The sequence below is a fragment of the Beggiatoa leptomitoformis genome (assembly GCF_001305575.3).
Classification (GTDB): Bacteria; Pseudomonadota; Gammaproteobacteria; order Beggiatoales; family Beggiatoaceae; genus Beggiatoa; species Beggiatoa leptomitoformis.
The window spans coordinates 963,416-975,942 of sequence record NZ_CP012373.2 but is presented as its reverse complement, the minus strand read 5'-3'; the positions used below and the strand labels follow the sequence as shown (position 1 = coordinate 975,942).

Genomic DNA, 12,527 nt, shown 5'->3' with positions numbered 1-12,527 from the left:
TGTCGCTTATAGTAGTAGCATGTGGTTTATGGTTCTGATTGTTTTTGATAAGCAGGTGATTCTTTCGTGATTGGTGTTATTTGTGGATTTTTCCAATCTCCTGAAATTATATATTGATAATTAATTGTTTTCTCTATTTCTGCCTCGAGTAATTTTTGCACTATCATCACCACCGCACCAACCCCTAAGCCACCAACTAATGTACCGGCAATAGGTAAGGTGTTGGAAATATGTGGCATTACTGTAACTTGCTGTTGATAGGTTTGTTTAAGTAAATCTGTTTCGCCTTTAATTTCCACTTGTGCCGCAGGTGCTTGAATCACCACTTTGTCTGTTTGTGCAATGCCCTTTTTAAAAGTAAATTCGCCAAAAATCTGATTAAAACCAAATCCTACGGCGAATACATCACTAAAATCCATGGCTAAACGGCGTGGTAATGTTTGTAAATCAAATAAGCCTAGCAATCGTCCAACACCGGGTTCCATATCCACTAAATGTCCGTCAACCAATAATAAACTGAGTTGTCCTTGCGCCGCCGCCAGCGTAAAACGCAGGGGGGTATCTTGCCATTCAGTGCGTAAATTTGCTTGTAATGTACCGCCACTGATGGGGGAATCGGTATAACCTAGCTGTTGCATTAATTGGCTAAAATCGGTGCTGTTTAAGTCAATTTGCAAGGCTGTTCGCTGTTGTTGCGCTTGGGCTTGCCATTCGCCTTCAACATGCAAACTAAAACCCGCATTCTTTGCTTCAAATAAATCTAGTATTAAACCTTGTGTGCTTGGGCGGGTAAAAAAATTAACATTACCTAAACGTACTTGTCCTAAGTGTAGATCATCTGCATGAAAAGCAATTGAAGGTAAGTCATGAGGATTTAAATGATAGTTAGGTTTTTTTGATAATTGCGGGTTTTTTGATGCGGTTGAATTGTCCGCTGTTAAATATAATTCATTAAAATCAATATTTAATTGTTTCTGGGTTTCATCCCATTTGATTTGTCCATCAATTTGTGAATTTTTGACCTGCATTTGTAATAAAGGTTTTTTATATTGTGCGTCCAATATTAACCCTGTTGTTTCATAGCCTAATCCTGATAATTGTTCAATGACTAAGTTTGTATCCAACGGTAGCGCACGTGCCATATTGCCTTGTGGGAGGGTATTTAGTAGTTCTTGCCATGCGAGTAAAGAAAATTCGGACAATTCTCCTTGTATTTGCAGTTTTTGTGTGGCGGGTAAAATTGCTTTTTCTGCACCAAAATAAATACTACCTTGTTCAATCCCTTGCTCATCTAGTTGTAGCAACGCATTAAAAATATCGCCATAACGAATCGTTAATTGATTACGTGTGGTATTAATATACAACGGCTGATTTTTACTGGCTTTTTTTGCTAATGGTGCAGGTAGTTGTACCGCTAAGCCTTTTAAATCCGATGTAATCGTAATTTGCTGTTCACTATTTGCTTTTGCCTGCACGGGTAAATCTAGGGCGGCTTGCCACGTTGTTTCCCCAGTAAACCATTGATGATAGGGTAAATCAGCAAGGCTTGAATTTAATGCACTTAGTTGTTGACGAATAAAATTGGCATCTGCTCGCCCTGACAATTGCGCTTGAATACGTTTAGGCACGGCTTGCCTATTTTCTTGAAAGGCAAGGCTAATGGGCATATCGTATAGAAACCCCTGCAATTTTTGCGCTAATAATGAATTATCATCAAAAAAAACGCTGCCTTGTAATTGTCGCAAGGTAATATTTAACCGTTTATGCGTAAAATCGGTATGCCGAAAACGCAACTCACCACGTGTGGTTGCAGGCACATTCGCAGCAAGTGGTAATTGCATATCTAGCTTAAGCCCTAACTCGCCCGCTAGCTGTAATTCATCACCTAACACTACCGTTTTATGGAGTGGGCTGTCTTGTAAAAACCGTAAACCATCTGCCACACTGCCTGACATTTCCCCCATAATTGTCAATACGGGTATTTTTGCCGCAATGTCGTCGATAATGACGGTTACTGCTTGCAATTGGCTGGTAAAAATAAGTCCTTTATTTGCAGTAATAACCATTTCGCGCCCGTGCATGGTTAATTCAGCAGAAATTTTTTCAATCGGTGGATACTGTTCACCATACTGTAAATAGGCGTTATCAATTTGCGCGCTGACGCGCCATAACGGATTTTTATCTGTAAATAGCGCGTCCCATCGTCCGCGAATATCAATCTGTGCGGACTCAATAACACCACTGACGAGGGCTTTTTTTAACCAAGCACTGGTGATGGGAACGAGTTTATCGGGAACATAACGATAGGCTTGATTAACTTGTCCTTTTTCTATCGTTAATTGTAAATCACTGCTGGGTATTTTGCTTTTTAAGGGCAAGGTAATATTGCCAATTAGCTTAACGCTTGTAAACGCATCAGCGACCCGAAAACCTGTTGTTGCCCACTGCCACGCTTCTGCCGTGCGATACCACGACCATTCCCCCTGTAATTGATTAACTACTAATCCTTGACTAAACCAATCAGTATTATGCAGAGCTAACCCTGCTTGTTGTAAGGCTAAATAACCTTGTGTTTCCGCCAGTTTAATCTGACCACGGGCATTAATTAGGCGCGGTAATGTGTTAAGCCATTGTATAGACAAATTTTTAAAATCAGTAAGCAGTACCCAGCCTAACGCAGGTGAATAATGTGCGTTGATGTCGTCTAATTCCCCTGAGAAATGGGCTTGTGCAATTGTTTGTCGTAATGGATTGTTTAATGGTAAGAAATCAAGTAATGGTGAAAGAATTGTGACGGAAAAGGGGCGAAGGTTGACATCTATTTTTTGTTGATGTTGATGTAAATAAATATTAGGTAATAACCATTTATGTTGTGTTGTTTGCAGTTGTAAGGCGTTTATTGTCAGCCGTTGTGAGGCATCGGGCGATTGGGTGAATTGCATCGCACCTTGTAAGCGAGTGCTTGTCTTTTGTGGTTGTAACGCAAAATGGACTTGAATATCGGGCAGGCGGGTTGTCTGCAATTGCATCATTCCAACAAGCGTTATATGCGTGGTGGCTAGCGGGAAACGGGGTTGTGATGGGATGGTTAATGCAAGTTGTATTTGTTGTTGCGTGTCTTGTGGGGTGAGCCGTAATGTCAGTGCGGAGAAGGTGACGGGAGGATTTGTTGCGGAGGATTCTGAAAAATTATCTACTTTTACCACGACAAATGCTTGCTGCCAAAGCCATTGCAACCAATGGGGTGAATAATCTGGGTCGTTTGTTGTGGTTGTCGCAGGTAAGGGAAATCCTGCTATAGAAAATTGCCCTGCTGTATCGCTTGTAACGGCTAGTTGTGGAATATGCAGGCGAATTTCAGCCGTGATGGCGGTTTTTTCTGTGATGGACGCCCACAGATTAAAAAACACATCAACCGATTGAATGATAAAACTTGCCTTGTTGTGGGTATTTTTTAACTGTACTTGTTCTAAATGTAAAACGGGCTGACCTTCAAGCCAGCGGGTTTCTAATTGTCCTATGGTTACAGATTGTTGTAATTGCTCAGATAACCATTGTTCTATGTCCGTTTTATAGTAAGTGCTATAGGGAAACAGTAAATAAACAATGAATATGCCAACAGCAAATAATCCGCTGATAACAAGGATGGTTTTTCTTAAAAAACAAATGAAAAATAAGCTATAGCGAAAAAACATTATGTTTTATAAAAAGGAAGGGACGATTCAGGCAATTCGCCCCTTGCAGCTTGATAGGATATTTAGGACGATTTTGGCGTTGCGGTTAATTCTAAGAATGCGTCAGCTAATCTTATTTTACCCGTTTGTTGCAATAAATCGGCAGGCGTACCCGTCGCTAACACTTTGCCTTTATGCAGGATAATAACCCGTTCTACGTCTTCTACTTCGTCAACTAAATGTGTTGCCCATAAAACGCCCATTCCGCGTTCACGACACAGTTGATGCACATAATCGACTAATCCCTTGCGTGAAGCAGGGTCTAATCCAACGGTTGCTTCATCCATCAGTAATAAACGGGGTTCGTGTAGTAAAGCGCGCGCTAATTCAACCTTACGCCGATTACCACCGCTGAGTTTAATGCAGGTAGTTTTTGTCTGTTCTGATAAGCCTAAACGATTTAATTCAGCTTGAATACGCGGTTTTGTTGCGCTACCCATACCGTGTAAGCGGGCATGAAAAATAAGATTTGCATACACGCTCATGCTTAAATCTAAGGTAGGCTGTTGAAACACAATACCCATGCCAGCTAATGCAGGAATAGCCGATTGGGAAATATCATGACCACTGATGACAATTTGTCCTGCATCAGCAGCAAATAAGCCACTCAACAACTGAAAAAGTGTACTTTTACCTGCACCGTTTAATCCCAATAAGGCAACAAACTCACCCGCTTTTAATGTAAGACTAACATCATCTAAGGCTTTGAGTGTGCCGTATGATTTTGCAACATTTTCCACCCGTAACACAGGGTCGGTGGAAACAGGCAAGGAAGCGAGTGACATCTAATTAATGCTCCTATCGGCAAATCCCTGACAGTAAGTCAGGATGAGTGGTTAGTAGTTGATTATAAATGGTTTGTAATGCGTCCATTTGCATTTCTCGCGGACGCGCAAGATTTATCGTTTGTTCTAAAATAACCCGTGCGGGGCTTGCTGATAAGAACAAAACACGGTCAGCAAGGCTTAAGGCTTCACGCAAATCATGGGTGACGAATAACACCATTGGACGCGACGTTTCCCACAATGCCAGTAACACGCTGCGTAACCGCTCTGCGGTTGGCGCATCAACAGAAATAAAGGGTTCATCCATTAACAGTAAACGCGGTTGTACAACAAAAGCACGGGCTAATGCAACTCGTCGCTGCATACCGCCTGATAATTGGGCGGGAAACTGTTGGGCATGGTCAGCTAACCCAACTGCGGCTAAATAATGTAAGGCTTGTTCACGAGATTGTTTAGATTTATCTAAAACTAACAGTAAATTGTCTAGCACAGTGAGCCAAGGCATTAACCGTGATTCTTGAAACATAAATCCCATATTTAAAGGGAAACGTTGTTGTACGGTTAGGTGTTGCTTGTCCAGTTGTAGGCTAAACGTTGCATTTTTATCTAGTCCACTAATTATATTTAATAACGTGCTTTTTCCACACCCTGATGGTCCTACTAATGCGACAAATTCGCCATCTGCAACGGATAAGTGTAAATCCGTTAAGGCGGGATGTGTCGCGTGAGGATAGGCTTTATGGGTAACGGTAACGGTAAGCATTAGGGTCGCCAGCGGGATAAATAGCGTTCTAAAGGACGCAATAGTAAGCCTTCTACCATTAGCATCACGCCGACAAAAGCAAGTGTATAAGCCAGAATACTTTGAATATCAAAAAATTGAAAATAGGTATGCAGTTGAAACCCCATGCCTTGACTACGTCCCAATAGTTCAACAACTAACACAATTTTCCAAATTAATGCCAAGCCAGAGCGCGCGGCTACTAATAAGTAGGGGTAAAGTTGTGGCAAATAGACATAGCGAAAGGTATGCACGCGAGAAACACGGAAAATATAGGCAACTTCCATTAGTTTTTTGTCAATTGCACGCGCGCCTTCCCGCACAGTAACGATAACATTAGGGACTTTATTTAATACAACTGCCATAATTGCTGCCGTTTCCGTTAATCCTAACCAAATATAACACAAGAGAATAATGACTAAGGCGGGAATATTAAGGGTTAGTACTAAGAGGTTGTCTAGTAAAGCATCTAGGCGCGGATAGTGTCCCATGAGTATGCCTAAAACCGTACCAAGTGTCATCGCAATGATAAAAATAACCATCACACGCAATAGGGTAATACTCAGATGATAAAGCAGTTCACCTTGCGTTAAGTGTGTCCAAAAACGCACCAATACTGCTAAAGGACTGGGAAATAAAGGGTCAGCTAACTGCATTGCTAGCAATTGCCAACCCAAGAGAAACCCTAATAGTGATAGTGTTCTTAACCAGTTATCTGATAACGAGATTTGCATCATCTTTAAGGTAAAGTGAACCCTTGCCAAAATGTACCCGCGCTGAGTTCATGGGTTTTACCAACGACTTCTTCCCCACCTTCTTCTGCTAATACCGCAAATGCCCGCGTTACTGCGGCTTGTTCTTCCGTGCCAAAATGGCGAGGAATACCAGCGCGATAACCTTGTTTTAAGGCTTGAAAGGTTGCATCATCTTCGGCTTGCATTAGGGGTCTAATCCGTTCCCATTCTTTGTCATCGGTTGCTAATTGCGTTTTTACTTGATAAGTCGCTGATAAAAAAGCCTTTATCGTTTCAGGTTGTTGATTTGCCCATTGTTCGTCAAAAATCCAGACTAAGAGGGGAATTGGTTTTTCAATCCCTAATGCGGGCAACACATCGGCAACATTCAACAAGGGTTGCATACCAGCCACTTCTAAACGGGTAGCAAAGTTCCAGAAATTAATAACCGCAGGCAGTTCACCCCGTAGCATGAGTTGGTTTAATAAAGGCGGCGCGCCAAAAACAGGTTCAACGACCGTATTTAAATCTTCCCCTAAGTTTTTACGGCTATAAGCACGCATCAATAACCAATTTTTATCAACCGCTCCGCCCGCAATCCCCAATTTTTTCCCACGCAAATCGGCCAATGTTTTGATATTGGCATCAGGACGGGTTAATAAATGCCCAATGGCTAAAGAGTAGGGAACTGCTGTATAAAGCCGTTGTTCTGCGCGTTGTCGAGAAACCCACAACCAGTCACCCACGACAACATCAACTGCATGACCTTGCAACGCAACCATTAATGCATTATTCGCTGCAAAAGGAACCACCTCAACGGTAACACCCGCTTGTTGTGTGAGTTGATGTGTTTGTAATACATCCATTTCCCAATTAACTGTTCCAAATTGTAAAACCCCCACACGGATGTGTGACTCAGCGGCAAATGAGGCGTAGGGAGAAATAAACAGCATAGGCAGTAAAACTGCAAGAAAACGGTATAAAAATCGCTTGGAAAAAGGAGAAAACATATATTTTAGGCTCTTTATGTGGTGGTTTAAGAAAGTAGGGTTATTATTCTCGCTTTATTGTATCCCTTATTTTCTATCTGTTCGTGATTTGTAATGTTATTAGCTGTTGGTAATTTGCATTTAATAAACCGATGAAGCCTCATAAAATAACGGCTGACCATCACGTGAATGATACAGGACAAACAAGTTTTTTTGTGTTGCACGTTCTTTTTTTCAGTGATTGTTATTTTTCTAAAAACAATGGAAACCACTTATTATAAGTCCGAGTTGATATGTATAACTTATTATTTTTAACAATACTCTATATGCTTCCCGCTCCGCGAGTTATGGCAAACTCCCCAGAAACAGAAGCAGATTATCTTATCAGGATAACCCAATTTGTAACGTGGTCACCGCAGTTTTTTTCTACTATGGCATCCCCGTTAGAAATCTGTATATTTGGCAATGCACAGTTTCAGAATCTTTTTGAAAAAATCGCTGTAGGGCGACAAGTTGAATCGCGTGCTATTGTTGTTAGGCAAGAGGCAAATATCTATAAATTAAATACTTGTCATGTTATTTATATTGATGAAAGTCAAGAACAACAGTTGACACGTATTCTGACTATTTTAAAAAACCGCAGTGTGCTAACAGTAAGCACTATTCCAAATTTCATTGATAGTGGAGGAACCATCGGTTTTACCTATCAAAATAACAAATTACTTTTTGAAATAAATCAGTTAGTTGCAAAAATGAAAGGGTTGCCTATTAGTTCTAAACTCTTAAGACAGTCTGTTCGTGTTATTGATAAATAATTTATAGTTTGGTTGTGCTAAACAGAAACGGATAACACCGCTCGAAGTGGTTATTAGGACGCATTAGTGATAGCGTAACGTACTGTTAAAAAAAGATAACTGAATGAGAAGTGAGGACTAAACGGGTACGCTAATTTTAAATTGGCTTATCCTCACTTTTCTAGCACTACCTTTTTTATTATTCAGCCAATTTTTAAAAAACATAAAAACGATAAGCCAAATAATGGCGTTGCTTGAGGTGGTGGGGATGGAGTTGCCTATGTTGTCTTTTTTACGATTTATTTCTATCAAAGAAAAATTGTTGTTAATTATCATGTTTACCAGTGGCGTTTCTTTACTGGTTGCATCAGGTTTTTTTCTTTATCGAGAAAACGAATCTGCAAAATTAGCAATGGTTCGTCATTTAACCAGTCTTGCGGATATCCTAGGGGCAAATTCCAACGCAGCAATTGTGTTTCGAAATGAAAAAGATGCTAACGAAATATTGAGTACGCTACATTCGCAAACAGACATTGTTTCTGCTTGTATTTATGATGTAGAACATAAAATTTTCGCCAAATATGACCCGCTTAATTATTGTACCCCGCAGCTAGAAATACATTTACGTCAACGTAGCTATGTTTTCTCCTCAACAGAATTAGTTCTCAGTCATCCTATTTTTATCAATAAAGAGCTTATCGGCTGGATTTATTTGCGTAATGAATTAAGTTCGATGACCAGTCAATTACATGAATATGCACTGTTTGCTTTTTTAGTATTTATTGCGGCAATGATAACCGCCTTCATTTTTTCAAGTTTATTACAAAGAATTATCTCGCGTCCTGTGTTGCACCTTGTGCGTGTCATGCAACAAGTTTCTAAAGAAAAAAACTATGCGTTACGGGCAGTACAACAAAAACCTGATGAGTTAGGCATATTAATTGACGGTTTTAACGATATGTTGGCGCAGATTCAAAAACGTGATGGTGAGTTAGAACAAGCAAAAGAGTTAGCAGAATCTGCAAGCCAAGCAAAATCGCAATTTCTGGCCACCATGAGCCACGAAATCCGTACACCCATGAATGGTGTATTAGGAATGACAGAATTATTGTTAGGTACAGGTCTCAATGAACGCCAACGCCACCTCGCAGAAACAGTACAAAATTCTGGGCAGACATTAATGAGTATTATTAATGACGTATTAGACTTTTCTAAAATAGAAGCGGGACACGTAGAACTGTACAAAAGTGAATTTAATTTACATGTCTTAGTAGAAGAAACCGTTGATTTATTTGCGGGCGCAATTTATCAGAAAAAAATTGCCCTGTGTAGCCAACTGACATGTGATGTTCCATTAATATTGTCAGGCGATGTGGTTCGATTACGGCAAATTTTATCTAATTTGGTGAATAATGCCGTTAAATTTACTGAATCTGGTGAAGTTGTTGTTATCGTGACGCAAATGGCAGAAATTGCCGAGCAAGTGTTAATTAAATTTACGGTACGTGATACAGGAATAGGCATTCCCGCACCTAAACAAACTATTTTATTTCAACCATTTACACAGGCAGATGGTTCAATGTCGCGTCGTTATGGTGGAACAGGGCTAGGCTTAGCTATCAGCAAACAACTGACGCATTTAATGAATGGTGAAATAGACGTTGAAAGCGAAGAGGGTAAAGGTTCACAATTTTGGTTTACCGCATGGCTAGACAAAGTCAATCCTACAACACCTATCCCTCCTGTAGAACCTTTACCCGCCATTAGAATTTTGATTTTAGACACAAATAGTTGTTATTGTAATATTATTTGTTATTATTTATCAGGTTGGGGTATTAAAGCGGATATTTGCACAGATGCCAGCGTCGTTTTAACGCAAATTCAAACCGCAATAGCGACAGGAAATCCTTATGCAGTGGTGATGTTAGGATTATTACCCGCAAAAACGGACAGTTTTTTACTGGCTAAACAGATTAAAAATCAATCACAAACGACACACATCATCATCATGGCAAGTATAGAGCAAATCCGCAAAGAGGATTTGCAACAAGCTAATATTTCTGCCATTTTGCATAAACCTATTCGGCAAGCCCGCTTACATCAATGTTTATTAATGGTCATTAATCAACCATTTCCCCCACAACTTGTTGAGTCAACAGAAAATACGGATAAGCAATTTAATCTGCATATTTTATTAGCCGAAGATAATTTAATAAATCAACAATATGCCCGCTTAGTGCTAGAAGATTTTGGCTGTTGTGTAGAGTTAGTTAGTGATGGCGTACAGGTATTACAACGCTTGATACATCAACACTATGATGTAATTCTGATGGATTGCCAAATGCCTAATATGGATGGCTTCGCCGCAACGAAAATCATTCGTCAACAAGGTTATATGAACACCAAAAAAACACGTGCTGTTCCAATTATTGCATTAACCGCACATGCAATGGAGGGAGACCGCGAATATTGCTTAAGTATCGGAATGGACGACTACTTAAGCAAACCTGTTAATAAACAACAATTAAAAGTTATTTTAGAACGCTGGGTAGATGATAAGTGCGAATAAATTCGCACCTAAAACCCTTTTAAAACAAAAGCCCATGCAAAATCATTTTTATCAACGTGCCTACAATTGCCCCATACGCCGCAGGTTTTAAGACGGAAGCAACGTGCGGTCCTGCAGATATTAAAATCGCAACCCCCGCAACATCAAAGGGACTGATTAGTAAACCTGCCATGCGGTTAAATTCTACAATGGTGATTGTGCCGTGTTGTAATGCGTCCGCACTAACCCCCATCATTGCCGTCCCACCTGCAATATACTTGGTAATAATCAATAAGACAGAAGCACTTGGATAGTTAAACCACGCAAAAACAGGTGCTAAAAGTGTTTCTAACCACCCCATAATTCCAATGGCTTGCAAACTATTTACCAATAATAATGCTAGAATTAACATAGGAATAGAAGCAATCGCAATTTCAAAGGCTTCTCGTCCAGCACGATTAATAACGTGTAAAACCCCTTTCACATTTGCCGCTTGTGGGTGGTTTAATGCAGGTTCTGGTGGTTCTGATTCATTGGGTAAATGACGTGCAAATACATGATACGTTACTGTGGCACTTAATAAACCTGCGATAAGTGATACGAGAATTGTTGTTCCAACATGTAAGCCTAAGGTTGCCATTGGAAAAGTGACATTCGCTTGGGCAACGGTAAACACCATTGCTAATGTTGCGGCAATATGGCGGCGCGATGTACCACTTTTATCCATCATCGCTAACGTGGCGAGTGGCGCGGCAAAACTCACAAATAGCGTTTGAATTAGCGCGAAAATACCCAATCCCGGAATACCTAATGGACGAAAAATTGGCGTAATCCAATTCACAATGCGGTCCAAAATATTTTCTGCTTCTAACAAACGCATAAGCGTCAACATAACAACCATAACGGGTAATAGAACAAATAATGCTAACTCTACGCCCGCCCTGCCTGATTTTAAAATTAATGCTGCAATTTCTTCCATAATCCACGTCTTTTGCGGTTAATTGGTGAATCTAATGAGTATCTTGATAGTTGCTTAAAACCTGTCTGAATCAGGAAAATGACGCATTCTTACTTTTTTAGTACCCCTTTATTGAAACATAACCAACATTATTTAACCTGAGTTCGGGATAAGAAATTCTCGTTCCCACGCTGGAGCGTGGGAACGAGATAAACCAATTAAATTTATTAATTTTTCCCTATTTCTTATCCCGAACTCAGGTTATTTAGAAAAATTTTATTAATGCTTAATAATCCACGCGCAAAAATAACATAAATACCGCCGCGTTGAGCAACGTTATCTGTTGCTTAATTAAAATATCAACGTACTAAATTTTTTTGAACACTGTTCAATTTTGTGCTATAGTTTGACTAAATGCGTTTTTTGTACATACTTAAATTGAACACTGTTTAATTAAAGCACAATACGTGCGATACGGAGGATATTATGTTTAGCATTTTTCGTCGGGTAAATGACATTTTAAACGCCAACGTCAACGATTTACTGGATAAAGTTGAAGACCCTGAGCGGATGATTAAACAACTGATTCGGGAAATGGAGGAGCAAATTGCCTCCGCTAAAGATGGCGTTGTTCATGCTATTGCAAGTGAAAAACAATTGTTGCGTGAACTAGAACAGCAGAAAGCCCAATCTGCCGAGTGGCAAAATAAAGCAGAAACCGCACTGCGCGCCTATAAAGAAGATTTAGCCCGTTCTGCATTACAACGGAAAACAGAAATTGATAATGTTATTCGTAATTTAGAACCCGCTTGGCAAACGGCAAAAACTACTAGTGAACGGTTAAAAAATCAACTGCGTCAATTAGAAAACAAGGTTGAAGAAACCAAACGTAAACAAGGCGCGTTAGTTGCACGCCAACGGGCAGCACAAGCCCGCCAACAAATGGGCAAAACCCTAGACCGTTTTCAACAAGGGTTAGACACACAAAGCCGTTTTGACCGCTTAGAAGACCGTATCGGCGAAATGGAAGCCTACAGCGAGGCAATGGCAGAGGTTGACGACACACAAAGCGAGTTAGATAAAGAATTCGCTAAGTTAGAATCTACTCAAGAAGTGGATACATTAATGGCAGAATTAAAAATTAAAATTCAACAAAAATAAGCCATTAAATACGTTATTCTCGCTATAAACCCTCTTCATCAAT

At 40.1% G+C, this 12,527-nt stretch carries 9 protein-coding genes; 3 read left to right on the top strand and 6 right to left on the bottom strand.

Annotation, left to right across the window (positions count from 1 at the left end):
- Positions 1–26: 26 nt before the first annotated feature.
- The 5 genes from AL038_RS04105 to AL038_RS04085 form a co-directional block, all read right to left on the bottom strand.
- Positions 27–3,695 carry a YhdP family phospholipid transporter gene (locus AL038_RS04105; protein WP_062149419.1) on the bottom strand — a complete coding sequence of 1,223 codons (3,669 nt, stop codon included), beginning with the start codon at positions 3,693–3,695 and terminating at the stop codon, positions 27–29.
- A 62-nt stretch (positions 3,696–3,757) separates the two neighbouring features.
- Positions 3,758–4,519: an ABC transporter ATP-binding protein gene (locus AL038_RS04100; RefSeq protein WP_062149416.1), complete on the bottom strand. Its 762-nt coding sequence runs from the start codon at positions 4,517–4,519 to the stop codon at positions 3,758–3,760.
- Between the two features lie 13 nt (positions 4,520–4,532).
- The gene (locus AL038_RS04095; protein WP_062149413.1) at positions 4,533–5,282 is read right to left on the bottom strand and encodes an ABC transporter ATP-binding protein; all 750 of its coding nucleotides are present in this window, start codon (positions 5,280–5,282) and stop codon (positions 4,533–4,535) included.
- The gene (locus AL038_RS04090; RefSeq protein WP_062149410.1) at positions 5,282–6,037 is read right to left on the bottom strand and encodes an ABC transporter permease; all 756 of its coding nucleotides are present in this window, start codon (positions 6,035–6,037) and stop codon (positions 5,282–5,284) included. Before AL038_RS04090 ends, AL038_RS04095 begins: the two co-directional genes overlap by 1 nt.
- A 2-nt stretch (positions 6,038–6,039) precedes the next feature.
- Complete coding sequence (locus AL038_RS04085) at positions 6,040–7,044, bottom strand: ABC transporter substrate-binding protein (RefSeq protein WP_062149407.1); 1,005 nt, start codon at positions 7,042–7,044, stop codon at positions 6,040–6,042.
- 305 nt (positions 7,045–7,349) lie between these two features.
- Between AL038_RS04085 and AL038_RS04080 the strand changes: the two genes are divergently transcribed.
- Positions 7,350–7,838: a YfiR family protein gene (locus tag AL038_RS04080; RefSeq protein ID WP_161575423.1), complete on the top strand. Its 489-nt coding sequence runs from the start codon at positions 7,350–7,352 to the stop codon at positions 7,836–7,838.
- A gap of 223 nt (positions 7,839–8,061) precedes the next feature.
- A complete protein-coding gene (locus AL038_RS04075; RefSeq protein ID WP_062149400.1) occupies positions 8,062–10,386 on the top strand; it encodes a sensor histidine kinase, YfiR-like protein-associated in 2,325 nt (774 codons plus the stop codon).
- A gap of 19 nt (positions 10,387–10,405) precedes the next feature.
- On the opposite strand, the gene AL038_RS04070 is transcribed toward AL038_RS04075, so the two are convergent.
- Positions 10,406–11,344 carry a nucleoside recognition domain-containing protein gene (locus AL038_RS04070; protein ID WP_062149397.1) on the bottom strand — a complete coding sequence of 313 codons (939 nt, stop codon included), beginning with the start codon at positions 11,342–11,344 and terminating at the stop codon, positions 10,406–10,408.
- Positions 11,345–11,809: 465 nt separating this feature from the next.
- Here AL038_RS04070 and AL038_RS04065 point away from each other — a divergent pair, with 465 nt between their 5' ends.
- The gene (locus AL038_RS04065; RefSeq protein WP_062149394.1) at positions 11,810–12,484 is read left to right on the top strand and encodes a PspA/IM30 family protein; all 675 of its coding nucleotides are present in this window, start codon (positions 11,810–11,812) and stop codon (positions 12,482–12,484) included.
- The last annotated feature ends 43 nt before the right edge of the window (positions 12,485–12,527 follow it).

Bases quoted from the DNA above. Each gene is read 5' to 3' on its own strand.
- AL038_RS04105 (WP_062149419.1), bottom strand. From the start codon at position 3,695: ATGTTTTTTCGCTATAGCTTATTTTTCATTTGTTTTTTAAGAAAAACC.
- AL038_RS04070 (WP_062149397.1), bottom strand. From the start codon at position 11,344: ATGGAAGAAATTGCAGCATTAATTTTAAAATCAGGCAGGGCGGGCGTA.
- AL038_RS04085 (WP_062149407.1), bottom strand. From the start codon at position 7,044: ATGTTTTCTCCTTTTTCCAAGCGATTTTTATACCGTTTTCTTGCAGTT.
- AL038_RS04065 (WP_062149394.1), top strand. From the start codon at position 11,810: ATGTTTAGCATTTTTCGTCGGGTAAATGACATTTTAAACGCCAACGTC.
- AL038_RS04100 (WP_062149416.1), bottom strand. From the start codon at position 4,519: ATGTCACTCGCTTCCTTGCCTGTTTCCACCGACCCTGTGTTACGGGTG.
- AL038_RS04095 (WP_062149413.1), bottom strand. From the start codon at position 5,282: ATGCTTACCGTTACCGTTACCCATAAAGCCTATCCTCACGCGACACAT.
- AL038_RS04090 (WP_062149410.1), bottom strand. From the start codon at position 6,037: ATGATGCAAATCTCGTTATCAGATAACTGGTTAAGAACACTATCACTA.
- AL038_RS04075 (WP_062149400.1), top strand. From the start codon at position 8,062: ATGGCGTTGCTTGAGGTGGTGGGGATGGAGTTGCCTATGTTGTCTTTT.
- AL038_RS04080 (WP_161575423.1), top strand. From the start codon at position 7,350: ATGCTTCCCGCTCCGCGAGTTATGGCAAACTCCCCAGAAACAGAAGCA.